The following is a 24,245-nucleotide window of genomic DNA, read 5'->3' as shown; positions in this document are numbered from 1 at the left end:
AGGCGAGACAGCACAAACATCCAATTCCCGCCCCCCGTTCCCCGCCAGACTCCCCCCATCGCTCAACTCTCCAGGGGGGAAACACACCATATGGACCCGACACCTGAAACCAGCCCCGACGAAGTCGTCACCCTGGTCGTCAAACACCTGATCAAGGCCGGCCGTGAAGCCGATTACGAGGCTTGGCTGCGGCGTATCGTGCGCATCGCTGGCGAGCGCCCCGGCCACCTCGGTGTGGATGTGGTGCGCGGCAAGCAGGGCGGGCAGGCGCTGTTTACCTGCGTCTTGCGCTACCGCTCCACCGACGCGTTGCAACGCTGGCTCGACTCCCCCGAACGCCAGGCGCTGATCGCTGAAGCCGCGCCGATGCTGGCCGACGGCGACAAAACCGAAATCGGTGCCGCCAACGAGTTCTGGTTCGCGCCCCTGGCCGACAGCGCCGCGAAGCCGCCGCGCTGGAAGCAGGCGGTGGTCAGCCTGTGCGTGATCCTGCCGCAAACCCTGCTGCTGCCATTTATCTGGGGCCCGATCCTGCGCTTGCACCCGTTCCTGTCCAACTATGTGGTGTCCACTTTTCTGGTGACGCTGACCATTGTGTTGCTGGTGGTGTACCTGCTGATGCCGGCCGCCACCCGCCTGTTTGCTCCCTGGCTTGAAGCCTCTGTAAAGGAAACCCTATGAACGCCGATCTGATTCTGTTCAATGGCCAGTTCCACACCGTGGATCGTGAAAACCCACGGGCCACCGCGGTCGCTATCCACCAAGGCCGATTTGTCGCGGTCGGCACCGACGGCGAGGCCATGGCCCTGCGCGGCAGCGGCACCCAGGTCATTGACCTCAAGGGCCGCACCGTGATCCCTGGCCTTAACGACTCGCACTTGCACCTGATCCGTGGCGGGCTGAACTACAACCTTGAACTGCGCTGGGAAGGCGTGCCGTCTCTGGCCGATGCGTTGCGCATGCTCAAGGATCAAGCCGATCGCACGCCGACGCCGCAATGGGTGCGGGTGGTGGGGGGCTGGAACGAATTCCAGTTCGCCGAAAAACGCATGCCGACCCTGGAAGAGTTGAACCAGGCCGCGCCAGATACGCCGGTGTTCGTGCTGCACCTGTATGACCGTGCCTTGCTCAACCGCGCCGCCCTGCGCGTGGCCGGTTACACCAAGGACACGCCGAACCCGCCGGGCGGCGAGATTGTGCGCGACAGCAACGGCAACCCCACCGGCATGCTGGTGGCGCGTCCCAACGCGATGATTTTGTATGCAACCCTGGCCAAGGGCCCGAAGCTGCCGTTGGAATACCAGGTCAATTCGACCCGCCAGTTCATGCGTGAACTCAATCGCCTGGGCCTCACCAGCGCCATCGACGCCGGCGGTGGTTTCCAGAACTACCCCGATGACTACGCGGTCATTGAACAACTGGCCAAGGACCAACAGTTGACGGTGCGCATCGCCTACAACCTGTTCACCCAAAAGCCCAAGGAAGAACTCAGCGATTTCAAGCACTGGACCGGCAGCGTAACCCTGCATCAGGGCGACGATTACCTGCGCCACAACGGCGCAGGCGAGATGCTGGTGTTTTCGGCGGCGGATTTCGAAGATTTCCTTGAGCCACGCCCCGACCTGCCGTTGACCATGGAGCAGGAACTGGAACCGGTGGTGCGCCATTTGGTTGAGCAGCGCTGGCCGTTCCGGCTGCACGCCACGTACGACGAATCCATCTCGCGCATGCTCGATGTGTTCGAGAAGGTCAACCGCGACATTCCGTTCAATGGCCTGCCGTGGTTCTTCGACCACGCCGAAACCATTACGCCGAAAAACATCGAGCGCGTCCGGGCCCTGGGCGGGGGTATCGCGATCCAGGACCGCATGGCCTTCCAGGGCGAATATTTTGTCGAGCGCTACGGTGCCAAGGCCGCCGAGGCCACGCCGCCGATCAAGCGCATGCTGGCCGAAGGCGTGCCGGTAGGGGCGGGCACCGACGCCACGCGGGTCTCGAGCTACAACCCCTGGACTTCGCTGTACTGGATGGTCAGCGGCCGCACCGTCGGCGGCCTGGAACTGCACGCCGAAGGCCTGCCGCGCCTCACTGCGCTGGAATTGTTCACTCACGGCAGCGCCTGGTTCTCCTCGGAGCAGGGCAAGAAGGGCCAGATCAAGGTCGGCCAGTTGGCGGATGTGGCGGCACTCTCGGCGGACTTCTTCAGCGTGGATGAAGAAGCCATCAAATGGATTGAATCGGTCCTGACCGTGGTCGGCGGCAAGGTGGTGTACGGCGCCGGTGATTTCGACGGTTTCGCACCGCCCCAAGTGCCGGTGCTGCCGGACTGGTCGCCGGTGGTCAAGGTGCCGGGGCACTGGCGCCCAGGTTCACCGGTGCAAGCTCAAGTTCACCACTGCAGCGGACCGTGCGGCGTGCATGCCCACGGCCATGAAAAAGCGCGGCTATCCAGCGTGCCGGTCAGCGACTTCCAGGGTTTCTGGGGCGCGTTCGGTTGCTCGTGCTTTGCCTTCTGATTTTAAAAACACCCAAAGGAGTTAACCCATGACTTACAAGCGCTTGAACAAAGATGACGCCGTTGTATTGCTGGTCGATCACCAGACCGGCCTGATTTCCCTGGTGCAAGACTTCTCTCCGAACGAGTTCAAGAACAACGTGTTGGCCCTGGCCGACGTGGCCAAGTTCTTCAACCTGCCGACCATCCTCACCACCAGTTTTGAAAGTGGCCCTAACGGTCCGTTGGTTCCGGAACTCAAGGCACTCTTCCCGGATGCGCCTTACATCGCCCGCCCTGGTCAGATCAATGCCTGGGACAACGAAGATTTCGTCAAGGCTGTGAAGGCCACCGGCCGCAAGCAGATCATCATTGCCGGCGTGGTAACGGATGTGTGCGTCGCGTTCCCGACCCTGTGCGCCCTCGCTGAAGGCTTTGAAGTGTTCGTGGTCACCGACGCCTCGGGCACCTTCAACGAAACCGTGCAACAAGCCGCTTGGGCACGCATGACGGCCGCCGGCGCGCAACTGGTGAACTGGTTCTCTGTCGCCTGTGAACTGCAAGTTGACTGGCGCAACGATATGGAAGGCCTCGCTAACCTGCTGTCGCCGCGCATTCCCAACTACCGTAACCTGATGAACAGCTACTCGGCGTTTACGGCCAAGTAAGCGGCGCTTGAAGGGGTAGATTAACCCCGTAGGAGGGGGCAAGCCCCTCCTGCATTTGATTGTGTCGTAGCGGCTGACAGGCTATAAACCAGTCAACTGTCCACCGAGAAGCGACAATGAACCCCTTCGAAGACATGCGCCTGTTCTGCCAGGTCATGGAATCCGGCAGCTTCACCGCCGCGGCCGAGCAATTGGGCTTGTCCAAACAATTCGTCAGCCGCCGCCTGATCCAGCTGGAAGACCGCCTGGGCGTACGCCTGCTCAATCGCTCCACACGTCGGTTGGACGTCACACCGCTCGGCCAGAGCTACTACGAATCGGCCTTGCGCCTGCTCAGCGAAGTCGAGCAAGTGGAGCAGGGCATCGCCGGCCAGAACAGCGAACCACGTGGCACGATTCGGCTCAGCGCGCCGTTGTCGTTTGCCATGGCCCATTTGGGCTGCTTGCTGCCGCAGTTCCTGCAACGCCACCCGCAGGTGTCGGTGGAAGTCGACTTGAGTGATCGCCCGGTGGACCTGATCGGCGAGGGCTACGACCTGGTCTTGCGCATCGGCACCCTGGAAGACTCGACCCTGATTGCCCGGCGCATCGCCAGCGTGCAGCGGGTGTATTGCGCCAGCCCTGATTACCTCGCCGCCCGGGGTACGCCGCTCAAGCCCGAAGACCTGGCTGATCATGACTGCCTGCCCTATGGCCATGGCCGCCAAGTGCAATGGCGCTTCAAAGGCAAGTTGCAGGGGCTCAATGTCAGTGGTCGCATGCGCGTGAACAATGGCGAGTTGCTGCGCGACACCGCAATCGCCGGGTTGGGCGTGACCTACCTGCCGACTTTTATTGTTGCCGAGGCGTTGAAAGACGGGCGCTTGGTAACCCTGCTGGACGACTTTGCTCCCGAAGCCCTGACCCTGTCGGCGGTGTACCCGCAGCACCGGCAAAGTTCGCGGCCAGTGCAGGCGCTGGTGGAGTTTTTGCGCGAGCGCCTGGCCGGCGGCTGCTGATTCACACTCATCCCTGTGAAGACTGGCTTATGTGGGAGCTGGCTTGCCTGCGATGCAGTCACCTCGGTGTGTCAGTCACACCACGGTGATGCTATCGCAGGCAAGCCAGCTCCCACACATATTCAAGGGTTGACGAGATTGGCCAACGTCGAACCTTGCACATACCGCTCCAGATTCGCCAGGAACGTATCGGCAATCTCCTCCTTGCTGTTGGTCGAAATCGCCGAGGTATGCGGCGACAACCGCACCCGCGCATGGCTGTACAACGGGTGCCCCGGCGGCAGTGGCTCGGGTTCGGTCACATCCAGCGAGGCCAGGCCGATCTGGCCGTTATCCAAGGCTTCCAGCAGGGCCTCCTGATCCAGCAAACCACCGCGTGCAATGTTGATCAGGTGCAATCCCGGCTTGGCGCCGCCGAGCACATCACGGTCGACAATATGCCGCGTGGCCTCGGTGAGCGGTGCCGCCAGCACCAGGTGGTCGGCACGGGCGAACAGGTCGTGGATGTCCTTGGCGGCCTCAACGTGGTCCACCTCAAAGGGTGCCTGGCGCTGGCGCAGCGCAACCACGTTGATCCCCAAGGCCAGGGCTTTTTGCGCCAGGCTTTTGCCGATCGCACCAAAGCCGAGAATGCCCAATGTGCTGCCCTTGAGCGGGCGCATCGCGGTGAATGTCCACTGGGCATCCTTCACCCAAATAGCCGGCAAATGCTTGGCCGCCGCAAAGATCGCCGCCAGGGCGAACTCGGCAAGGTTATCGGCGGCGCTGCCCCGTGAGGTGGTCACCGGCGGGCCGTTGAACAGCCACTGCGGGTAGAAGTCGATGCCCGACGACACCAGGTGCACCCACTGCGCGCCATACGGCCAGCCCGGCGGCGGGGTGTCGGGCGCGGTGTAGCCGCGCACGTTGATCGGGCGCAGCAGCAGGATATTGGCCTGGGGCGGCAGGTCGCTGGGCACGCCGGCCGGCACGCCGATGACCTGGGCCTGGGGGTGGATCGAGGCAAGGCGTTCGCGCAGTACCTCGTTGTAGTCTTCGTCCAGCTGGCTGGCGATAATCACCTGACTCATGAGCGTTCCTTATTCACTGTGGCGCACGTTGAGCGAACACCGCTTTACCCACACCTTGCAGCACTGCGTCGTTCTGCGGCGTATGCACGCGGCTGCACAGCACGTCGCGGTAATGCCGTTGCAGCGGGCTATGGCGCGACAGGCCAGGGTTGCCCGAGGCTTCGATGGCAAGCTCCACGGCGCGGATCGCATTGCCGGTCACCAGGTATTTAAGCTGCGCCGCATTGGCGGCTGGCGTGTGGCCCTGGGCGGCGGCATCGAGCAGGCTGCGGTTGGCGAACAGCAGGGTGTCGATATGGCCGACGGTTTCCTGAAAACGCGGCAGGCTCGACAGCGCGGCACCGAGGTTGGACGGCTTGCGCTGCTCCAGCCAATTCACCAGCCAGTCCCGCGCAGCCTGGGCCACGGCGTCATACACCGACGACAGCAGCACCGACATCCACAGGAACCCATCGCCATCCAGCTCAGGCTGCGGTGCGCTCCAGGGGCTCACGCTGACGGCATGGTCCAGCGGCACCAGGACGTTATCGAGCACCACTTCGTGGCTGCAGGTGGCGCGCATGCCCAGGTGGTCCCAGGTGTCGATGATGCTCACACCGGGGCTGTTTTTCGGCACCAGCCAGGCGCCCACCAGCGGGTCGGCATCATCACTGCGCGCCCACACGCTGAACCAGCTCAGGCCGTGGCTGCCGGTGGAGTAAATCTTGCGGCCGCTGATGCGCCAGCCGTCGGCGGTGCGCACCGCCGTGGTCGCCGGCAGCCCGCCACGGGCCGGGGTGCCGAGGTCAGGTTCGACGCGCAGCGCATTGATCAACGCGCCGTTGCGTACGGCGTCTTCGGCGACTTGCACGCGCAGGTGCTGTGGCCAGGTTTTGCTGTCTTGCAGGCGTGTGTGCTGCAGGTACTGCATCACCAGAATCAGCGCGGTAGACGGCTCGCCCCTGGCAATTGCGCTGATGGCTTTGCGCGCCTGCGCCAGGCTGGCGCCGCCACCGCCCAGGGCCTTGGGCACGGTGAGGGCGACCAGGCCATGTGCATGCAGCCGCTTGAAGTTGGCGTGGGGGAAGGCGCCGCTTTCGTCATACCGGTGCGCGGTGCTGGCCAGCTCGGCGCTGAGGCGTTCGAGCAGGGCGTCGAATTGCGCGACTTCCACGGAGCGTAAAGACGGTTGAGTCATAAGTCTGTACTCGGTCAAAAATGTGGGAGCGGGCTTGCTCGCGAATGCGGTGGGACAGTTACAGGTGAATTGACTGTCCCACCGCATTCGCGAGCAAGCCCGCTCCCACAGGGGATAGCGTTTAAGCCCGTGCTTTCAGGGGTGTTTCAATCACGCTGTACCGATTGCTCGGCACCTCCAGCCCCAGGTTATCGCGCAAGGTCTGGCCGCTGTATTCGCTGCGAAACAGCCCGCGTTGTTGCAACACCGGCACCACCAGTTCGGTGAAGTACTGCAAGCCATCCGGCAGTACCGAGTTGATGATGAAACCATCGCTGGCGCCGGACTCGAACCAGGTTTGAATCGCATCGGCGACCTGCTCCGGGGTACCGACAAAATCGCGCTTGGGCCGCGAAAAGCGCAAGGCCACTTCGCGCAGGGTCAGGCCTTCGTCCCTGGCCAGCTGCTTGATACGGTCGGAACCGCCTTTCTGGCTGTTGCTGCCCAGGTCGCCAAGCTCCGGGAAGGGGGCGTCCAGTGGGTATTGGCTGAAGTCGTGGTCGTTGAAGGGGCGGCCCAGCGCCACAATCGCATCTTCGACGGTGACCAGGTCCACGGCCTGCTGATAACGGCTTTCCACCTCGGCGGCATCGCGCCCGACAATCGGGCGAATGCCCGGCAAAATCGACAGGCTCGCCGCATCACGGCCAAACCCCTTGGCGCGGCGTTTTAAGTCAGCCGAGTAAGCCTTGCCTTCTTCGAGCGTCTCCACATGCACAAAAATCGCATCGGAATGCTCGGCGGCAAAGTTGCGCCCATCTTCAGAGGTGCCCGCCTGAAAAATCACCGGCTGGCCCTGACGCGAGCGGGCGATGTTCAGCGGGCCTTTGACCGAGAAAAATTCGCCCTTGTGGTTCAGCGCGTGCAGCTTGTCGGGGGTGAAAAATTCGCCGCTCTGCTTGTTGTAGGCAAAGGCGTCATCTTCCCAGGAATCCCACAGGCCCTTGACCACGTTCAAGTGCTCCTTGGCGATGCGGTAGCGCACGGCATGGGGCGGGTGCTCGGCTTTGCCGAAGTTGTCGGCGGTGCCGCTCAGCCACGAGGTGACCACGTTCCAGCCGGCGCGGCCGCCGCTGATATGGTCCAAAGAGGCGAACTGGCGCGCCACCTGGTAGGGCTCGGTGTAGCTGACGGTCACGGTGGCGACCAGGCCGATGTGGGTGGTCAACGCGGCGAGGGCCGAGAGAATGGTCAGCGGCTCGAAACGGTTGAGGTAGTGCGGGCTGGATTTGGCGTGAATGTGCAGGCTGTCGGCGATAAATACGAAGTCGAACTTGGCTGCTTCGGCCAGTTGAGTTTGTTGTTTATAGAAGCCAAAGTTCGTACTGGCATTCGGTTGCGCCTGCGGATGGCGCCATTCGCCCCAGCCGTGACCGACACCGTGGACCATAGCGCCCAGTTTCAGATGACGTGGCGTGCTCATATGCGGCTCCTTGCTTAGCGCGATGCTTGGGAAGTGGGAAAACGTTCGGCGTTAAAGCTGGTGTCGAAACCTTGGGACACGTCGATGCGCTTGGGCAGCAGGCCTTCTTGCTGATAGGTGTCGGCGGTGGCTTGCAGGCCCTTGATCACGCTGTCGTCAATCACCACGGGGTTCAGTTGCGTGTCTTTGGCCACCTCCAGGTGCACCGCCAAGGGCAGGCCGGTAATTTTGGCTTGGGCCGCGGCGTATTCATCCGGGTGTGTGTTGGCCCAGGCGTAGGCACGGTCGACGCGGGCCACGAAGTCATCCAGTTGCGGGCGTTTGTTGGCGATCGCTTGGCTGGTGGCGGCGAAATACAGGTGGTTGCTCAACAACTGCTTGCCGCTGACCAGGACCCGGGCGTGGCTTTGTGAGGTGACCACCGTGGTGTAGGGGTCCCATGTCGCCCAGGCATCGACGGTGCCGTTATCGAGTACCAGCCGGGATTCAGCGGGCAACAGAAAAATGAATTGCACATCCTTGCTCGTCAGGCCCGCGCCGGCCAAGGCCCGGATCGCCAGGTAGTGCCCGATGGAGCCGCGCCCGGTGACGATTTTCTTGCCCTTGAGGTCGGCGGCCGTCTTGATCGGTGAGTCCTTGGGCACCACCAGGGCGGTGGTGTTGCGCCCTTCGGCGTGGATGATGCTGACCACCTTGAGCGCGGCCCCGGCGCCCAGGGCGAACACATACGGCGCATCGCCGAGGGCGCCGATATCAACGGCACCTGCGTTCAGGGCTTCGCCCAGCGGCGAGGCGGAAGGGAACTCCGACCACTGGATTGTGTAGGGCACGTTTTTGGTTTCGCCAGAGGCTTCCAGCAGCGCCTTGATCGTGGATTTCTGGTTGGCCACCCGCAGCGGTTGCAAGTCGGCGGCGTGTGCAGTGCTGATCAGACCGAGGGCCAGGGCGCTGCTCAGCAGCAGGTGTTTGAAGGGCGTGCTAAAGACCATGATGGATAAATCCCAGGCAAAGTGAAAAAGTGTGGGTTACCTCCGCCTGGCAAGGGGTCGGTGCGGCCTGCCCCAGCGTGGGGCAGGCGTGAAGGTGGTTCAGATCACGTAGAAACCGTGGGTGCCATCGCGTGCCAGCTGGTCGACCAGGCCGAATTCCCAGTCCAGATACGCCTGCATGGCTTCCTTCGGGCTGTCGGTGCCTTCGTACGGGCGGCGATAGCGGTCGATACGCGGTGACGCGAGATGGGTTTCGCCTTCTTCCAGCGGCAGTTTTTCGGCGATCCAGTTAAGCGTGCCGCCTTGCAACAGGAACACCGGCTTGCCGGTGATGGCTTCGACTTCGGCGACCGCCAGGCGCGCCAGTTGGCTGCTGCCGCAGGTCAGCACATAACGTTCGGCGGGCGGCACCTTGGCCAGGGCCTGGGGCAATTGCGCACGCAAGACCCAGAAGGCACCGGGGATATGGCGTTTGACGTAGTTGACGCTGGGGGTGAAATCCAGCACCGCCGTGTCGCCATGGGGCAGCCACTCGGCAAGGGTGTGGGGGCTGATCAGTTCGGCCTGCAAGGGCGCCGGCACCGGCGCGACCCACGCACCGTGCTCGCTGAAGTTCGCCGCTTGCAGGTCGTCCAGCACGTACACCTCCCAGCCCAGTTGCGCGAGCCATGAGGCGGACATATTGGCCCGCACGCCGTCGTCATCGGCCAGCACCAGGCGCGCTCCGCGCACGCTGGCCACATGGTCGGTTTCCTGCACCAGCTGGCCGCCGGGTGTGGAACGCGCGCCCGGCAAATGGCCGGCTTCGAACTCCTCCGGCGTGCGCACATCGAACAGGTACGTGGTGCGGGTCGCTTCCTGCTGCCAGTTGTGCAGGTCGGCTAACGTGGCGCGGCCAACCCGCGCCTTGTCGGCCACCCGGCGCGCATCCTGTGCGGCGATCTGGCGGTGTTCTTCGCGGGTCGGCGCAAAGCGGCGCGCTTGGCCATGGGCGAGTTTCTGCCCGGCCAGGGTCCAGCCGATAGTGCCGTTGCGCAGTGCCGACACCGGGTTGGCGATGCCTGAGTTGATCAGCGACTGCGTGCCGATAATGCTGCGGGTGCGCCCGGCGCAGTTGACGATGATGCGGGTGGCCGGGTCCGGCGCCAGTTCACGGGCGCGCAGCACCAGTTCGGCACCCGGCACGCTGATGCCGGTGGGAATGCTCATGGTCTGGTATTCGTCGAAGCGGCGCGCGTCGAGCACCACCACATCGGCCTGGCTGTCGAGCAGGGCCTGCACCTCTTCGGCGGCCAAAGACGGCGTGTGGCGCTCGCTCTCCACCAACTCGCCGAAGGCTTTGCTCGGTACGTTGACGTCGATAAACAGCTCGCCACCGGCACGGCGCCAACCGTCGAGGCCGCCTTCGAGCAGGCTGACCTGGGTGTAACCCAACGCAATCAAACGCGCGGCGGCACGTTCGGCCAACCCTTCGCCATTGTCGTAGACCGTCACTTGGGTATCGCGACGGGGAATGCGCGCATACACCTCCAGCTCCAGCTTGGACAGCGGGATATTCGCAGCGAACAGCGGGTGCGACTCGGCAAAGGGCGCTTCTTCGCGCACGTCGACCAAGGCGACTTCTTCACGGTCCAACAGGGCCTGGCGAATCTGGGCGAAGCTGCGGTTCGATACGGTGGTCATAGGGCAGGGCTCTTTTCTTTGGACAAATCCCAGATGTTCGGGAGGTAGGCGTTGGAATAACCGGAGATAAACAGTTTCTCGCTGCCGTCGGGCTGGTACACCGCGCGGCGCACGGCACCAATGTTGGCGCCGTACACGTGAATGCTGATCGACACCTGGTCGCTGTGGGCATTGCTGACTTGATGGATATCACCGACTTTGGGCGACACCGCCTCAACCTGGCCGGGCAGCAGTTGAACCGGTGTGCCTTCGGCCACCAGGCTGCCATCGGGCGCCCGTTCAAAACCCTGGGAAAACTCCGCACCGCGCAACATGCCGATCAGGCCCCACACCCGATGGTCGTGAATCGGCGTGCGCTGGCCCGGCCCCCAGACAAAGCTGACGATGCTGAAACGCTGGCGCGAATCGGCATGCAGCAAAAACTGCTGGTAGCGCTCGGGGTCGGGTTGGGCGTACTCGTCGGGCAGCCAGTCGTCATGGCTGACCAGTTGCGCCAATAGCTTGCCGCCACGGTGCAACAGGTCGCCTTCGCGTGGGTTGCCGTCGATCAGTTCCGCCAGGGCGCCTATAAAGGCTCTGAGTCTTTCGGGGTGTCGGGACTGGGTCATGGCAATTCCATCATGGCGGTTATGGGGATGGCGTGATGGGTTTATATAAGCATAATGTTTATAGTTAATATGCTATTTTTTAATGATTAGCTTATAGCTTTAGGTAATTTAGAACCGGTCTGAATAGCGTTAGACGTTATCGATCACAGCGCAGGCTATCCAGACTGCCGTGGGGCAACTATGCTTGCCACACATCTTAATGACTGTTCTCTATGTGCGGCCCAAATGAAAATTGACGATATCGATGCCTTTGTCGAAGTGATTCGTTGCCAGTCCATCAGCCACGCCGCCGAGTCGTTGCAGTTGACTCAGCCGGCCATCACCCGCCGCGTGCAGAACTTCGAGCAGGCGCTGGGCGTGGAGCTGTTCGACCGCAACACCAAGCCGCTCAAACCCACGCTGATCGGCACACGTGTGTATGAACAATGCCGGCTGATCCTGCGCGAGATGGATGCCCTGCGTGAGCTGGTAGCCACCGATGCACCGCCCACCGGCGTGTTGCGCCTGGGTGTGCCGCAGACCATCGGCGATGTGGTGCTGCTGGATGCGCTCAAGCACCTGCGCAGCGAATACCCCGACTTGCGCGCCCAGGTCGCCACGGGGTGGGGCAGCCAACTGGTCGGCAAGATCGAGCGCGGCGAGCTGGATGCGGCAGTGGCGTTGTTCCCGGCGGGCAAGATCTTTCCGGACAACATCGTCGGTGAGTCCATCGGCAAGATGGAACTGGTGGTGGTGTGTGCCAAGGCGCAGTTGCCGAAAAAGCCCTGCAAGTTGGCCGATGTGTACCAGGGCGGCTGGATTCTTAACCCGGATGGTTGTGGTTTCCGTGCCGGCTTGCAGCGCACCTTGTCCGACCAGGGCTTGGCGCTGCGGGTGAACCTGGAAACCTTTGGCACAGAATTGCAACTGGGCCTGGTGGCGGACGGACTGGGCCTGGGGCTGGTGCCACGCCCGCTGTTGGAGCGCAGCGCGCACCTTGAGCAACTGGCGGTGGTGCCGCTCAAGGACTTCAAGCCGGTGATGGATTTGTGGCTGATCTACCCGCACTTCCTGGGCAACCTGCAGGGGCCGGTGGATGCGTTTGGGACGCTGGTGGCGGCTTCTTTACACAAGATTCGCAATGCTGCCTGAGGCTGAGGGGGGCGGTTTGTCGGTGTACATATCCGTTGCTGCGGTCACGGCTTCTATTGGTTCCGCTCTTACAGCGGGTCACTTTTGGCAAACGCCCCAAAAGTAACCAAAAGGTCTTCGCCCCACCACTCGGCACCTCGCTAATGCTCGGTGTGCCCTCACTCCGGCTTAAATCCGTGGGCCGCCGCGATGGGCCATCCTTGGCCCAGCGCGGCTAACCCGGCGTCCTGCCGGGTTACCCACGGATTCAAGCCTGCGTTCGGCCATCGTGGTTGACGGGGCGCCTCAGATCAAAATCAAGATCAAGATCTACAGCACGGCGGCCTGAAAGCCGACCTGAGTGGTTGAAGCAAGAGCCAGATCAAGTACAAGTCAAAAGCCTCTCTACCTGATGCAACTCGGTCCAACTGTGGGAGCGGGCTTGCTCGCGAATGCGGTGGGTCAGTTACAGATGAATTGACTGACCCACCGCATTCGCGAGCAAGCCCGCTCCCACATTGGTCGAGTGTCGTACCTGCTCTTTTCATAAAAAAAAATAATAATTAGCTTAGATTAAAATGTGCTTTTTATTATTTTTGGCCATCCCCTAGGCTGACTGGAAGTCCTTAAGGCCATCCAGGAAGTTTTGCCATGAGCAGCGTCACCTCGCTTTCCAGTGTTTCCAGTAACGTCCGCCAGCGCGTCACGCCAGAAGAGTGGGAGGTGCGCGTCAAGCTGGCGGCGGCCTATCGGCTGGCGGCGTTGTACAAGTGGACCGACCATATCTACACGCACTTCTCCGCCCGTGTGCCGGGGCCGGATGAGCATTTCCTGATCAACGCCTACGGGTTGTTGTTCGATGAAATCAACGCGTCCAACCTGGTCAAGGTCGACCTCGACGGCACGATCGTCGACGACCCGACCGGTCTGGGTATCAACTACGCAGGTTACGTGATCCACAGCGCCATCCACGGCGCGCGCCATGACTTGCAAGCGGTGTTGCACACCCATACGCGTGACGGCATCGCGGTGTCGGCACAGAAGGATGGGCTGCTGCCGATCTCCCAGCACGCCATCGCGTTCTCCGGGCGCGTGGCCTACCACGGTTATGAAGGCGTAGCGCTGGACCTGGATGAGCGCGAGCGCTTGGTGGCTGACCTGGGCGACAAGAGTGTGATGATTTTGCGCAACCACGGGCTGTTGACCGCTGGCATCAGCGTGGAACACGCCTTCCAGCAACTGCAAGGGCTGGAGCGCGCGTGCAATATCCAGATCGCGGCGCAGGCAGGCGGCAATGCCGAGCTTATCTTCCCGCCGGCAGAGGTGGTGGCCAAGGTGGAGGAGCAGGCCAAGGTATTCAGCAATGGCGCAGGGCCGGGCGTGGCGCGGCATTGGAATGCGTTGATTCGGCAGTTGGAGCGTACGGATACCGATTATAAAAACTGAATCCATGCTTGACGCCAAACTCCTGTGGGAGCTGGCTTGCCTGCGATGGCGGTGTCTCAGTCGACAGCAATCTTGACTGTTACACCGCCATCGCAGGCAAGCCAGCTCCCACAGTTGATCAGTTCCCACAGTTGTTTTGTGGTGTGATCAGGCGACCTGTTTGGCCTGCTCACGCTCGGCGACCAGCTGGCGGGTCAGTGGGATCAGCCGCTTGCCGTAGTCGATTGCGTCGTTGAGCGGGTCGAACCCGCGTATCAGGAAGGTGGTGATACCCAGGTCGTAGTAGTCCAGCAACGCCTCCGCGACTTGTTCGGCGGTGCCGACCAATGAAGTGGAGTTACCCTGCGCGCCCAGCAACCCGGCGATCCCGGTCCACAGGCGCTTGTCCAGGCGCGAACCCTGCGCCGCCGCTGCCAGCAAGCGGCGCGAGCCTTCGTTGGGTGGCTCGCGGCGCACAAAACCCTGTTGGTCAGCCAGTGCGGTCGCCTGCTGCAAGATCGTCTCGGCACGTGCCCAGGCCAGCTCCTCGGTTTCTGCGAGGATCGGGCGCAACGACAAACTGAAGCGAATCGTGCGCCCGTGCTTGGCCGCTTCTGCGCGCACCTGGGTCACCACTTCGCGCACCTGCTCGTAGGTTTCACCCCACAGTGCATACACGTCGGCATGCTTGCCGGCTACCGCAATCGCGGCCGCTGAAGAACCACCGAAGTACAGCGGGATATGCGGCTGCTGCGGCGACTTCACCGTCGAATGCGCGCCTTCGACCTGGTAGTAGGTGCCTTTGAAATCGAAAGGCTGCTCATGGGTCCATTCCTGGCGCACCACGCTGAGGTATTCGTCGGTGCGTGCGTAACGTTCGTCCTTGCCAATATGGCTGCCATCGGCGCGCAGTTCACGGTCATCGCCGCCGGTGATGATATGCACGGCTGTGCGCCCGCCGTTGAACACGTCCAGGGTCGCGAACTGGCGTGCGGCCAAGGTGGGTTGGGCAAAACCCGGGCGATGGGCGATCAGGAACTGCAGTTTTTGGGTCACGCTGGCGGCATGCGCGGCGATCAGCGTGCTGTCCGGGCTGTTGGAATGAAACGCCACCAATGCGCGGTCAAAGCCGGCTGCTTCGTGGGCGCGGGCCACGGTTTCGACGTAATCCGGTTGCAGGGTAGGGCCGCTGCGCGGGTGAATCTCGGAAGCGTGATGGCCGCCGATATAGCCGATAAATTCGATGCTCATGGTCTGTCCTTGTCGTTTGCGCGATTAACACCTCCTCCGGGCGTGGGGTCGGTCACTCGGGTCAAAAGTAAGGGCAGTGGCGGGGTCTGTAAAATGCCTGTTGGTTCTAACCTAATTATAAAAAAACAGAATTATCATGCGTAAATTTTATTAAATCTGTGCATTCAATGTGACAAGCCTGCTCGCCACAGAACAGTGCGCTAAAGACTTAAACGAATCTCGGCACACAAGCCACCTTCAGCCCGATTACTCAAGGTCAGCGAGCCGCCGATCGCCACCGCCAGTTGCTGGGCAATCGCCAACCCCAGCCCGGTGCCGCCGGTGCCGCGATTGCGTGAGCTTTCCACCCGATAGAACGGCTGCAACACCTGCGCCAGTTCGTCTTCGGCAATTCCCGGTCCTCGGTCCAACACCTTGATCGACAGCTGCCCATCCGCTGCGCAGCCGACTTCCAGCTCGGCGTTGCCGGCGAATTTAAGGGCGTTGTCCACCAGGTTCACCAACACGCGGCGCAGCGCGTGGGGGCGAGTGTCGAGGATCAGCGCGCTTTTGCCGCGCAGGCTGACCTGCTTTTGCATGTCCTGATAGTCAAACACCAGGCTGTCGAGAAAGGCGTCCAGGTCAATACGGTGGCTGGCCTCGGTAGCGCCGTGAACGCTGCGCGCATACGCCACGCCCTCACGCACCAGGTGCTCCATTTCGCTCAGGTCGCTCCACAGTTTTTCGCGGTCGGCGCTGTTATCCATAAACTCGGCGCGCAGTTTCATGCGGGTGATCGGCGTTTGCAGGTCGTGGGAAATCGCGGCGAGGATCTGCATGCGTTCCTTGAGGTATTCGGCAATGCGCTGTTGCATGGCATTGAACGCCGCGGCGGCATGCGCGACTTCACTCGGGCCGGTTTCGTCCAGGGGCGTGGGGTGGGCGTTCGGGTCGAGGGTTTCGACCGCACGCGCCAGGCGTGTCAGCGGGCGCACGGCCAGGCGCACCGCGACCCAGGTGCAGCCGAGCAGCAGCGCCAGTTGCAGCACCAGCACCACCGGCAACCAATAGGCTACGGGCGGGGCGGCGGGGCGTACGTCGAGGGTGATCGGGTTGCCATCTGCCAGGGTAAGGTGCACCTGGAAGTGTTTTTGGATGCCGGGAATATCGCGAAAGGTCAGGGCGTAATGCGCGCCCAGGGCGTCCGCAATCGAGGTGGCGGCCATTGGCACGTCGTGGCTGCTCATCGGTTCACCGGCCTCGCCGGCGTTGAGCAAGTAGCGGTAATTCTGCCGGTCGAGACGCGCCAGCCAACTGGCGCGCTCGTTGGCGGGCAGGCGGTCGAGGATGGCCACCGAGGTGGACACATCGTTTTCCAGATTGCCGAGCATCACCGTGCGCGCGCTGATGTAGCGCTCGTAGAACTGCGCACTGAATGACAACCCATGGGCACACACCAGGCTGATCAGAAAAATCAGCGACAGTTGGGATGCCAGTGTGCGCGGCCAGCCAACCCGCCATGGCTTCATTGCTCGGCCCCGAGGATTTGCACCGGCAGTGAAAACACATAACCCTCGCTGCGCACGGTTTTGATATAGGCCGGTTCGCGGGCGTCATCCAGCAAGCGTTGACGCAAGCGGCTCACCAGCAGGTCGATGGAGCGATCGAACAGGTCGGCGTCACGCCCCTGGGTCAGGTTCAGCAATTGGTCGCGATTCAGCACGCGCTGCGGGTGGTCGAGAAACACCCGCAACAGGCGGTATTCGGCGCCGCTCAGAGCCACCAGGGTGTCGTCCTCGTCGAGCAGGTGGCGGGCGGTGGTGTCCAGGCGCCAGCGGCCAAAGCGGATCAGCCGCCCGGTTTCACTCACCACCAGGTTCGGCGGCAGCATGCGGGTGCGCCGCAGTACGGCGTTGATGCGCGCGAGCAGTTCACGCGCGGCGAACGGCTTGACCAGGTAATCATCGGCGCCCATTTCCAGGCCGATGATGCGGTCGGTTTCATCGTTGCGCGCCGTGAGCATCAGCACCGGCGTGGCTTTGTGCTTGCCCACCCGCAGTTCGCGGCACAGCTGCAAGCCGTCGTCGCCGGGCATCATGATATCCAGCACGATCAGGTCCACGGGCGTGGTGTCGAGGAAGCTGCGCATCTGGCGGCCGTCGGCAACCACGGTGGTGCGCATGCCGTTTTTTTTCAGGTAATTGCCCACCAGTTCGCGGATTTCCCGGTCGTCATCGACGATCAGGATGTGATCGACATGATCCATGCTGCCTTCCTCGTTAAATACTCTTGGGCCGCAGTCTAGCCATCGCCGCAGGCTTTGCCTTGTGCCCTTTGTATTGCAGTGTATCTGGCGCTGACCAGATACACGGCGAAGCAAAAATCAGTGGCGCACGGCCTTGAGCAACAGTGCCTCGAACACCCGCTGGGCGCGCGGCTCGTCAGTGTGGGCGACATTGAAGCGCATCGAATTGAGGTGCGCCGGGTCGTAGCCGAACAGCGCGCCCGGCGCCAGCACCAGGCTGCGTTTCAGCGCCTCCTGGGCCAACAGTTCACCGTTTACCCCATCGGGCAGGCGCGCCCAGATAAACATCCCGCCTTCATACGCCATCGGCAGCTCGCAGCCGCAGCGCTTGAGCCATTGCTCGACGCGCCCGCCAGACTCCATCAAGCGCTGGACCATACGCTTGCGGTGCTTGGCGTAGCTGCCTTCGCTGAGCATGCGGTAGACGATTTGCTCGAACAGCTCCGAGGTCACGCCGCCGCTCATCAGCTTCATGTTGGTGAGGTTGGCGGCCAGTTGCGGCGCGGCCACCACGTAGCTGACGCGGGTGTTGGCGCTGAGGATCTTGGAAAACCCCGACAGGTAGGTGACCTGACCCAGCCCGGCGAGGGCGGCCAGGCGTGGCGGCGGATTGGGGTGCAGGTCGCCGTAGAGGTCGTCCTCGACGATGTGGCAATGGTACTGCTGGGTCAGTTGCAGCAGGCGAAACGCCTGGCCGGGGCTGAAGGAATGGCCGGTGGGGTTATGCAGCACGCTGGTGGTCAGGTACAGGCTGGGGCGGTGCTCGGCCAGCAGTTGTTCGAGCGCAGCAAAGTCAAAGCCGTCGGGGCGCCGCTCGATGGTCACCACTTTGACCCCGTGCAGGGCCAGGTTGGCGTGGAAGTTGAAGTAGCACGGCGCGTCCAGCAGCACCGTGTCGCCGGGGCGTGCGAGCAGGCGCATGAGCATGTCCAGGCCCTGCACGGTGTTGGGTGTGGTGATGATCTGTTCCACCGGCACCGACAGGCCCTCGCCGTGCAGCTTCTGTTGCAGGGCCTGGCGCAAGGGCAGCAGCCCGGCCGGCGTGCCCAGGCCGGCGATGCGCAGTGACGGCGCGCGCACCACGCTGCGCATCGTTTGGCGGATGGCCTCGCCGTTCAACCAGTCCTCCGGCAAGTGCCCGCCACCGGGGCGCAGCTCGCCGCTGGCGGTGACCAGCGGGCGGCGCAACACGCTGAGCAGGTCCTGGGGCAGCAAATCGACCCAGGTCGCGGCGGCCGGGCGTGCGGTTTCCATTGCCACAAAATAGCCGCGGCCCTGGCTTGAGGTCAGCAGGTGGCGCCCGCGCAGGCGGTCCAGCGCTTCGTTGAGGGTGAACTTGCTGACGCCCAAGGTCTGGGTCAGCTCACGCACCGACGGCAACTTGCTGCCGGGTGCCCATTCACCGCCCTCGATGGCCTGGCTAAAGGCGTCGACGATCTGCTGCACCTTGGGCGTGCCTTCCACAAAAGCGATGGCGGATACAAACATAAACCTTCCTTGTCTTTGCCGGTGCTTTTACCGGTGAAGTTAGGCCGGATTAGGCACCACTTTACCTGCCTTGTGCAATGACGCTGCCCTAGACTGCGCGCCATCTCGCCGGAAATTGGCGAAGTTTCTTACACGCGAGCAATGGATTTCGCATTCTCATGAAGACTTATATGTGCGCACCCTGCGGTTTTATGTACGTAGAAGAATTGGGTATTCCGGAGGACGGAATCCCGGCTGGCACCCCTTGGGAAGAAGTGCCGGAAGACTGGACATGCCCTGACTGCGGCGTGACCAAGGCCGACTTCATGGCCATTGAACTTTAACCCTCCATCAACGAAAGGAATCGCCCCATGGAAAGCAAACTGATCAACCCCACCGTACCGTTCTGTACCGGCGTGGCGCACCAGAAATACCTCAGCGCCGAAAAAGGCCTGCAAACCGCCATCGAGGGCGACTGCACCCATTGGTACATCGACGGCAGCCTGTTCGGCGAGATGGTCGACGACTGGACCGATGCGCGCATTGAAAGCCTGCAGGCGCAAATCGCCGCCACCGGCGTCACGCCGATCTTCCACGGCAACTTCAAGGCGCCGCTGGGCAGTGATGTCGAGGCGTTCCGCGCGGCGGCGGTGGACTACGTGAAAAAAGAGATTGATATCGCCAGCCGCCTCGGCGCGCCGTTGATCATCCACGGCGGCTGCATCGTCGAGCCAAAAATGGTGCTGATGGCCAAGAAGGTTGCACTGGAACACTACCTCAAGTCGGTCCAGGAACTGGCGAGCTACGCGCAGGCCAAGGGCACGGATATCTACCTGGAGAACCTGTCCAACTACGTCAACTACCGGCCATTCCACTACATCTTCACCCACGAAGCCGAGTACGCCTTTGTGTTCGAACGCCTGCAGACCCACAGCAACGTGTACTTCTTCCTGGATGCGGGCCACGCCAACATCGAGAACGGCCTGCCGGCCGAAGTGGTGCGCAAGTATCACCACTTGATCAAGGGCATTTCCTTCAGCAACAACAATGGCGTGCAGGATCAGCACTTCGGCATTCATGACGGCAACTGTGATTACGCCGACGTGGTGCAGGCCATCGTTGAAACCAATTGGAAGGGCTTGGTGGCGTTCGAAACCCGCAACCAGACCGCCAAGGCTGCCCTGGCCGACCTGGCGCTGATGTACCGCGAATCCCTGACCACTGAAATTGCCGTCGCCTGACAGGCCCAGGGGCGCGAGCTTTAAGCGCGCCCCGTTGTTGTTTTTATCACTCCAAGGTTCCGGCCCATGACAAGTGCGTTAACGCTGTCTTCGTTTCTCTACTTCCTGCTGTTTTGCGCCACCATGACCTTCAGCCCCGGCCCCATGACCCTGTTGCTGCTAAGCCTGGGCTTGAAGGACGGCTTGCGCAGTTCGATCCCGGCGCAGATCGGCGCCAGTGTGTCCTACCTGATTTCCATCCTGATCTTTGCCGTGGGCTTTTCGGAACTGATCAAGGGCAACCTCGCCATTACCCAGACCATTCAGTTTGTCGGCGTGGCTTATATTCTGTACCTGGCCTACAAGCAGTGGACCAGCAGCGGTGTGTCGATCAACCAGGGCGGCGCCGTGGAAGGCTCGCGCAGCCTGTTCGGCAAGGGCTTGCTCACCGGCTTTTCCAACCCCAAGACCATCATCATGTTCAGCGCGGTGTTCCCGCAGTTTGCAGGTGCAGGCGAGCACAGCTCGGCGGCGGATATCGCCATCCTCGGGCTGACGTTTCTGACCCTGCAGTTTGCCAGTGGCTGCCTGTACTGCTATTTCGGCCAGCGTATCAAGCACGTGCTGGAAAACCCCAAGCGCCGGGTGCTGCTGCAACGGATCACGGCGGTGCTGCTATTGGGCGTTGCATTGATGTTGGCGCGCGGGTTTTCGCATTGAAGTATTAGCTGGTAAGCAGTAGTGGCGCTTTGACTTTACCCTGATAGACTCCAGGCAATCATTCAGGATTGCCGCCACCATGCCAGCCGTCGGAGGAAATGGACTTCCGCTCGCTTCGCGCCTGTTCAAATCGCGGCTCTTGGGGCTGACGCTCGGTTTTGTCTGCGTGGTCTTTGGCATGTACCCCTTGCACCCGTCGCTGTGGGTGTGGGCTTGGATGCTGATTAACGCCTTTGTCTGGCCGCACCTGGCTTACCAGTGGTCGCGCCGGGCGAGCAACTCACTGCGCAGCGAACGGCGTAATTTACTCTTCGATTCGTTCTGCGGCGGCTTCTGGGTCGGTGCCATGCACTTCAACCCGCTGCCCAGCGTGACCACGCTGTCGATGATGACCATGAACAACGTCGCCATCGGCGGGCCGCGTTTTATGCTCGCCGGCTGGGTGGCGCAGGGGCTGGGCATTGGCGCCGCGCTGCTGGTGTTCGCACCGGCGTTTATTGCGGTGACCAGCGAAGCGCAGTTGTATGCGTGCCTGCCGATCCTGATGCTGTATCCCCTGGCGCTGGGCTGGATCTGCTACCGCCAGGCCGTGACCCTGGCCCGCCACAAGCGCGAGTTATTCGCCTTGAGCCGCACCGACAGCCTGTCCGGGCTGCTCAATCACGGCGCCTGGAAGGACCATCTGGAAATCGAGTTTCAACGTTGCCGCCGTGAACAGGTGGGCGCGGCCATTGCGCTGATCGATATCGACCATTTCAAGACCATCAACGACACCTACGGGCACGTCACCGGCGACATCGTGCTGCGCCAACTCAGCAAGGTGTTGCGCCAGAACCTGCGCGCGTCCGACCTGGCCGGGCGCTATGGTGGCGACGAGTTCTGTGTGATTTTGCCGGGCATGCCGCTCAACCGCGCCACCGAGGTGATGGACGCTTTGCGTGACCGCTTCAGCGCACTGGCTTATGCACAAGACCCGACCCTGCGCGCCAGCTTGAGCATTGGCCTGGCGCCGTACCAGCCGGCACACACCGATTCCACCAGTTGGCTCAACGATGCCGACCAGGCGCTGTATGAAGCCAAGAGCGGCGGGCGCAACCGCGTCAGTGCGGTGCAAGGCAGTTGGTTACGCTCGGTTTAGTGGGGTAGGGTAGCGCAGCACCTCCCCACAACAACAAGGATCGGTCCATGCTCTTCACCTTCTCCCGTACCCTTCTGGCCGCCACCCTGGCTTTGTCCTTCGCTGTGCCGGCCTACAGCGCCGAACCCCACAAACAAATCCAGGCGGATGCCGAACAGTACAAGGCCGAGGCCCTGAAACTGCTCGAGCGCCTGGTGAATATCGACTCGGGTTCAGGCTACGAGCCGGGTTTGACCCAAGTGCGCGACATTGCCGTGGATGAGCTCAAGCAGCTCGGATTCAGCATTGAGCTGGTGCCCGACAAAGCGGCCAACAACAGCCATGTGATCGCCACCCTCAAGGGCACCGGCAAAGCCAAAATCCTGCTGATGGCGCACATGGACACCGTGTTCAAGGAAGGCTCGGCCGCCGAGCGCCCGTTTCATATCAAGGATGGCCGCGCCTACGGCCCTGGCGTGATGGATGACAAGGGCGGCATCGTCGCCGGTATCTACGCGCTCAAAGTCCTGAAAAACCAGGGCTTCAAGGACTATGCGCAAATCACCTTCCTGCTCGACGCCAGCGAAGAAACTGGCTCAGAAGCCGCCTCCGAGCTGATCCGCAAAACCGCCAAGGCCCACGACGTCACCTTGAACCTGGAACCCGGCCGCCCGGCCGACGGCCTGGTGGTATGGCGCAAAGGCAGCGCCACTGCGGTGGTCGAAGTCAAAGGCAAAGCCGCCCACGCCGGCGTCGCCCCCGAACTGGGTCGCAACGCTGCGATGGAAGCGGCGCACCAGATCCTGCAGTTGGGCAAACTCGGCGATGAAGAGAAGAAAACCACCATCAACTTCACCGTGATCAAGGCCGGCGACCGCACCAACGTCATCCCCGACCAAGCCACCGCCAAAGCCGACGTGCGCGCAGCGCTGCCTGAAGAGTTCGATCGAATCGAAAAAGACCTGGCGCGGGTGTCAGCCCATAAGTTGATCCCGGACACCGAAGTGAAGACCAGCCTGCTGCGCGGCCTGCCGCCGATGCCACAGACGCCGGAGTCAGACAAATTGGTCGCGATTGCCCAGGGGATCTATGGCGAATTGGGTCGTAAATTGACCATTGAAGGCAGCGGCGGGGCCGCAGACGCGAGCTTGTCGGCTGGGGTCGGGACACCGACGTTGGATGGGTTTGGGATTGTCGGTGGGAATATTCATACGCCGGAGGAATATGCCGAGGTGGAAAGCGTGGCGCCACGGGTTTATTTGTTGAGTCGGATGATTATGGAACTGTCGAAGCGGTAATAAGGCGGCTCACCTGGTTACTCTGGGTGAGCTGGCTTTGTGGCTGGCAAGCTAGGCTATTTTGTGGTGAGCGAGGTTTTCGTTGTAAGTGAGGTTTTTGTGGCGAGCGAGCTTGCTCGCGCTGGGCTGCGTAGAAGCCCCAAAACTGTTACCCCCGATACACCTGGAAAAATGCGCCGCCCTCATTGGGACCGCTTCGCGGTCCAGCGCGAGCAAGCTCGCTCGCCACAGGGGAGTTGGGAAGTGAGAAAGGTGGTGTGCCTACCATGTTGATGGGTCTTCCTGGCTGGCTTTGTGGAGGTCGCATTTTCCACATTCATTCGTGTAAGTGAGGTTTTTGTGGCGAGCGAGCTTGCTCGCGCTGGGCTGCGTAGAAGCCCCAAAACTGTTACCCCCGATACACCTGGAAAAATGCGCCGCCCTCATTGGGACCGCTTCGCGGTCCAGCGCGAGCAAGCTCGCTCGCCACAGGGGGAGTGGGGCAGTGAGAAAGGTGGTGTGCCTACCATGTTGACGGGTCTTCCTGGCTGGCTTTTTGGAGGTCGCATTTTCCACATTCATTCGTCGTAGGCTATTTTGTGGTGAGCGAGGTTTTCGTTGTAAGTGAGGTTTTTGTGGCGAGCGAGCTTGCTCGCGCTGGGCTGCGTAGCAGCCCCAAAACCGTTACCCCCGATACACCTGGAAAAATGCGCCGCCCTCATTGGGACCGCTTCGCGGTCCAGCGCGAGCAAGCTCGCTCGCCACAGGGGGAGTGGGGCAGTGAGAAAGGTGGTGTGCCTACCATGTTGATGGGTCTTCCTGGCTGGCTTTTTGGAGGTCGTCTTTCCATACCTCGTTGGCTAGTCGGTGAATGTCTGCGAAGAAACCGCGGGGGTTTACTATTTCTGTTTCGTCCCAGGCCATCGTTATGTACTCGTCATAATCACTCTCAAATTCTCTAGTGAAGTTAAAATCATGCGAATCTAGAGCTTCCTTGAGCGTCGATATCAGTACGAAGCGATGTCCGTAAGAAAGATACATGAGGTCTTTTAAAATGAACTCGATAATGATTGTTTCTCTATCTTTTTCATCGTTTGGATCATATTTCCATAGTGCTTCGCCGACGGTGTCTTCAAGGTCGTAAATCGATAGTGCTCCTAATATATGAGAGATGCTGGGAGTGTAGGGTATGTCCATGAAAGGAGACTTCAAAATTGGCTGCTTA

At 61.7% G+C, this 24,245-nt stretch carries 22 protein-coding genes; 11 read left to right on the top strand and 11 right to left on the bottom strand.

The window, feature by feature from the left end; all coding sequences use genetic code 11:
- Positions 1 to 90 precede the first annotated feature (90 nt).
- The 4 genes from QF043_RS17185 to QF043_RS17170 all read left to right on the top strand — a co-directional run bounded on the left by QF043_RS17185 (position 91) and on the right by QF043_RS17170 (position 4,160).
- Complete coding sequence (locus QF043_RS17185) at positions 91 to 681, top strand: antibiotic biosynthesis monooxygenase (protein ID WP_056857895.1); 591 nt, start codon at positions 91 to 93, stop codon at positions 679 to 681.
- The gene (locus QF043_RS17180; RefSeq protein ID WP_307419477.1) at positions 678 to 2,516 is read left to right on the top strand and encodes an amidohydrolase; all 1,839 of its coding nucleotides are present in this window, start codon (positions 678 to 680) and stop codon (positions 2,514 to 2,516) included. Before QF043_RS17185 ends, QF043_RS17180 begins: the two co-directional genes overlap by 4 nt.
- 28 nt (positions 2,517 to 2,544) lie before the next feature.
- Positions 2,545 to 3,162 (top strand): isochorismate family cysteine hydrolase YcaC, encoded by a 618-nt coding sequence (gene ycaC, locus QF043_RS17175; protein WP_017137757.1) that lies wholly within the window; start codon positions 2,545 to 2,547, stop codon positions 3,160 to 3,162.
- 116 nt (positions 3,163 to 3,278) lie between these two features.
- A complete protein-coding gene (locus tag QF043_RS17170; RefSeq protein ID WP_307419476.1) occupies positions 3,279 to 4,160 on the top strand; it encodes a LysR family transcriptional regulator in 882 nt (293 codons plus the stop codon).
- A 122-nt stretch (positions 4,161 to 4,282) separates the two neighbouring features.
- Here the strand turns inward: QF043_RS17170 and QF043_RS17165 are convergent, their stop codons facing one another.
- From QF043_RS17165 to QF043_RS17140, 6 genes are all read right to left on the bottom strand, one after another.
- Positions 4,283 to 5,230, bottom strand: a complete 948-nt coding sequence (locus QF043_RS17165) for a D-isomer specific 2-hydroxyacid dehydrogenase family protein (RefSeq protein WP_307419474.1) — start codon at positions 5,228 to 5,230, stop codon at positions 4,283 to 4,285.
- 13 nt (positions 5,231 to 5,243) lie between these two features.
- Entirely contained in the window at positions 5,244 to 6,407 is a 1,164-nt protein-coding gene (locus tag QF043_RS17160) for an acyl-CoA dehydrogenase family protein (RefSeq protein ID WP_307419473.1), read from the bottom strand.
- A gap of 121 nt (positions 6,408 to 6,528) precedes the next feature.
- Positions 6,529 to 7,869, bottom strand: coding sequence for an LLM class flavin-dependent oxidoreductase (locus QF043_RS17155; RefSeq protein ID WP_307419472.1), 1,341 nt, complete (start codon positions 7,867 to 7,869; stop codon positions 6,529 to 6,531).
- Positions 7,870 to 7,883: 14 nt separating this feature from the next.
- Positions 7,884 to 8,858: an ABC transporter substrate-binding protein gene (locus tag QF043_RS17150; protein ID WP_307419471.1), complete on the bottom strand. Its 975-nt coding sequence runs from the start codon at positions 8,856 to 8,858 to the stop codon at positions 7,884 to 7,886.
- Positions 8,859 to 8,957: 99 nt separating this feature from the next.
- Positions 8,958 to 10,541, bottom strand: a complete 1,584-nt coding sequence (locus QF043_RS17145; RefSeq protein WP_307419470.1) for a rhodanese-related sulfurtransferase — start codon at positions 10,539 to 10,541, stop codon at positions 8,958 to 8,960.
- Positions 10,538 to 11,149 carry a cysteine dioxygenase gene (locus QF043_RS17140; protein ID WP_307419469.1) on the bottom strand — a complete coding sequence of 204 codons (612 nt, stop codon included), beginning with the start codon at positions 11,147 to 11,149 and terminating at the stop codon, positions 10,538 to 10,540. The genes QF043_RS17145 and QF043_RS17140 overlap by 4 nt, the downstream gene beginning before the upstream one ends.
- A gap of 225 nt (positions 11,150 to 11,374) precedes the next feature.
- Between QF043_RS17140 and QF043_RS17135 the strand changes: the two genes are divergently transcribed.
- Together QF043_RS17135 and QF043_RS17130 are read left to right on the top strand one after the other, a co-directional pair.
- Positions 11,375 to 12,280: a LysR family transcriptional regulator gene (locus QF043_RS17135; protein WP_017137765.1), complete on the top strand. Its 906-nt coding sequence runs from the start codon at positions 11,375 to 11,377 to the stop codon at positions 12,278 to 12,280.
- A gap of 630 nt (positions 12,281 to 12,910) precedes the next feature.
- Entirely contained in the window at positions 12,911 to 13,705 is a 795-nt protein-coding gene (locus QF043_RS17130; RefSeq protein WP_236373771.1) for a class II aldolase/adducin family protein, read from the top strand.
- A gap of 147 nt (positions 13,706 to 13,852) precedes the next feature.
- On the opposite strand, the gene QF043_RS17125 is transcribed toward QF043_RS17130, so the two are convergent.
- The 4 genes from QF043_RS17125 to QF043_RS17110 form a co-directional block, all read right to left on the bottom strand.
- A complete protein-coding gene (locus tag QF043_RS17125; protein WP_307419468.1) occupies positions 13,853 to 14,935 on the bottom strand; it encodes an LLM class flavin-dependent oxidoreductase in 1,083 nt (360 codons plus the stop codon).
- Between the two features lie 200 nt (positions 14,936 to 15,135).
- Positions 15,136 to 16,443, bottom strand: a complete 1,308-nt coding sequence (locus QF043_RS17120) for an ATP-binding protein (protein ID WP_307419467.1) — start codon at positions 16,441 to 16,443, stop codon at positions 15,136 to 15,138.
- Entirely contained in the window at positions 16,440 to 17,180 is a 741-nt protein-coding gene (locus QF043_RS17115; RefSeq protein WP_056857883.1) for a response regulator, read from the bottom strand. The genes QF043_RS17120 and QF043_RS17115 overlap by 4 nt, the downstream gene beginning before the upstream one ends.
- 117 nt (positions 17,181 to 17,297) lie before the next feature.
- A complete protein-coding gene (locus QF043_RS17110) occupies positions 17,298 to 18,707 on the bottom strand; it encodes a PLP-dependent aminotransferase family protein (RefSeq protein WP_307419466.1) in 1,410 nt (469 codons plus the stop codon).
- A 158-nt stretch (positions 18,708 to 18,865) separates the two neighbouring features.
- On the opposite strand from QF043_RS17110, the gene QF043_RS17105 reads away from it, so the two are divergent.
- The 5 genes from QF043_RS17105 to QF043_RS17085 all read left to right on the top strand — a co-directional run bounded on the left by QF043_RS17105 (position 18,866) and on the right by QF043_RS17085 (position 23,041).
- On the top strand, positions 18,866 to 19,030 hold the full coding sequence (locus QF043_RS17105) for a rubredoxin (protein ID WP_016968943.1): 165 nt from the start codon (positions 18,866 to 18,868) through the stop codon (positions 19,028 to 19,030).
- Between the two features lie 27 nt (positions 19,031 to 19,057).
- The gene (locus QF043_RS17100) at positions 19,058 to 19,927 is read left to right on the top strand and encodes a sugar phosphate isomerase/epimerase (protein WP_307419465.1); all 870 of its coding nucleotides are present in this window, start codon (positions 19,058 to 19,060) and stop codon (positions 19,925 to 19,927) included.
- Between the two features lie 66 nt (positions 19,928 to 19,993).
- Positions 19,994 to 20,626 carry a LysE family translocator gene (locus QF043_RS17095; RefSeq protein ID WP_017137772.1) on the top strand — a complete coding sequence of 211 codons (633 nt, stop codon included), beginning with the start codon at positions 19,994 to 19,996 and terminating at the stop codon, positions 20,624 to 20,626.
- Between the two features lie 79 nt (positions 20,627 to 20,705).
- The gene (locus QF043_RS17090; protein ID WP_307419464.1) at positions 20,706 to 21,764 is read left to right on the top strand and encodes a diguanylate cyclase; all 1,059 of its coding nucleotides are present in this window, start codon (positions 20,706 to 20,708) and stop codon (positions 21,762 to 21,764) included.
- 47 nt (positions 21,765 to 21,811) lie between these two features.
- Positions 21,812 to 23,041, top strand: coding sequence for a M20/M25/M40 family metallo-hydrolase (locus tag QF043_RS17085; RefSeq protein WP_307419462.1), 1,230 nt, complete (start codon positions 21,812 to 21,814; stop codon positions 23,039 to 23,041).
- Positions 23,042 to 23,818: 777 nt separating this feature from the next.
- Here the strand turns inward: QF043_RS17085 and QF043_RS17080 are convergent.
- The gene (locus QF043_RS17080; RefSeq protein WP_307419461.1) at positions 23,819 to 24,217 is read right to left on the bottom strand and encodes a hypothetical protein; all 399 of its coding nucleotides are present in this window, start codon (positions 24,215 to 24,217) and stop codon (positions 23,819 to 23,821) included.
- Positions 24,218 to 24,245: the final 28 nt, after the last annotated feature.

The organism is Pseudomonas sp. W3I7 (genome assembly GCF_030816095.1).
Taxonomy (GTDB): domain Bacteria; phylum Pseudomonadota; class Gammaproteobacteria; order Pseudomonadales; family Pseudomonadaceae; genus Aquipseudomonas; species Aquipseudomonas salomonii.
Note: the sequence above shows the minus strand (reverse complement) of the source record. Positions and strands in the feature narration are given on the sequence as shown.

What these genes read in the sequence shown, in the direction of transcription:
- QF043_RS17125 (WP_307419468.1), bottom strand. Translation starts at nt 14,935, where the DNA reads ATGAGCATCGAATTTATCGGCTATATCGGCGGCCATCACGCTTCCGAG.
- QF043_RS17150 (WP_307419471.1), bottom strand. Translation starts at nt 8,858, where the DNA reads ATGGTCTTTAGCACGCCCTTCAAACACCTGCTGCTGAGCAGCGCCCTG.
- QF043_RS17140 (WP_307419469.1), bottom strand. Translation starts at nt 11,149, where the DNA reads ATGACCCAGTCCCGACACCCCGAAAGACTCAGAGCCTTTATAGGCGCC.
- QF043_RS17120 (WP_307419467.1), bottom strand. Translation starts at nt 16,443, where the DNA reads ATGAAGCCATGGCGGGTTGGCTGGCCGCGCACACTGGCATCCCAACTG.
- QF043_RS17185 (WP_056857895.1), top strand. Translation starts at nt 91, where the DNA reads ATGGACCCGACACCTGAAACCAGCCCCGACGAAGTCGTCACCCTGGTC.
- QF043_RS17130 (WP_236373771.1), top strand. Translation starts at nt 12,911, where the DNA reads ATGAGCAGCGTCACCTCGCTTTCCAGTGTTTCCAGTAACGTCCGCCAG.
- QF043_RS17165 (WP_307419474.1), bottom strand. Translation starts at nt 5,230, where the DNA reads ATGAGTCAGGTGATTATCGCCAGCCAGCTGGACGAAGACTACAACGAG.
- QF043_RS17160 (WP_307419473.1), bottom strand. Translation starts at nt 6,407, where the DNA reads ATGACTCAACCGTCTTTACGCTCCGTGGAAGTCGCGCAATTCGACGCC.
- QF043_RS17180 (WP_307419477.1), top strand. Translation starts at nt 678, where the DNA reads ATGAACGCCGATCTGATTCTGTTCAATGGCCAGTTCCACACCGTGGAT.
- QF043_RS17100 (WP_307419465.1), top strand. Translation starts at nt 19,058, where the DNA reads ATGGAAAGCAAACTGATCAACCCCACCGTACCGTTCTGTACCGGCGTG.
- QF043_RS17110 (WP_307419466.1), bottom strand. Translation starts at nt 18,707, where the DNA reads ATGTTTGTATCCGCCATCGCTTTTGTGGAAGGCACGCCCAAGGTGCAG.
- QF043_RS17115 (WP_056857883.1), bottom strand. Translation starts at nt 17,180, where the DNA reads ATGGATCATGTCGATCACATCCTGATCGTCGATGACGACCGGGAAATC.
- QF043_RS17170 (WP_307419476.1), top strand. Translation starts at nt 3,279, where the DNA reads ATGAACCCCTTCGAAGACATGCGCCTGTTCTGCCAGGTCATGGAATCC.
- QF043_RS17135 (WP_017137765.1), top strand. Translation starts at nt 11,375, where the DNA reads ATGAAAATTGACGATATCGATGCCTTTGTCGAAGTGATTCGTTGCCAG.
- QF043_RS17085 (WP_307419462.1), top strand. Translation starts at nt 21,812, where the DNA reads ATGCTCTTCACCTTCTCCCGTACCCTTCTGGCCGCCACCCTGGCTTTG.
- ycaC (WP_017137757.1), top strand. Translation starts at nt 2,545, where the DNA reads ATGACTTACAAGCGCTTGAACAAAGATGACGCCGTTGTATTGCTGGTC.
- QF043_RS17155 (WP_307419472.1), bottom strand. Translation starts at nt 7,869, where the DNA reads ATGAGCACGCCACGTCATCTGAAACTGGGCGCTATGGTCCACGGTGTC.
- QF043_RS17090 (WP_307419464.1), top strand. Translation starts at nt 20,706, where the DNA reads ATGCCAGCCGTCGGAGGAAATGGACTTCCGCTCGCTTCGCGCCTGTTC.
- QF043_RS17080 (WP_307419461.1), bottom strand. Translation starts at nt 24,217, where the DNA reads ATGGACATACCCTACACTCCCAGCATCTCTCATATATTAGGAGCACTA.
- QF043_RS17145 (WP_307419470.1), bottom strand. Translation starts at nt 10,541, where the DNA reads ATGACCACCGTATCGAACCGCAGCTTCGCCCAGATTCGCCAGGCCCTG.
- QF043_RS17105 (WP_016968943.1), top strand. Translation starts at nt 18,866, where the DNA reads ATGAAGACTTATATGTGCGCACCCTGCGGTTTTATGTACGTAGAAGAA.
- QF043_RS17095 (WP_017137772.1), top strand. Translation starts at nt 19,994, where the DNA reads ATGACAAGTGCGTTAACGCTGTCTTCGTTTCTCTACTTCCTGCTGTTT.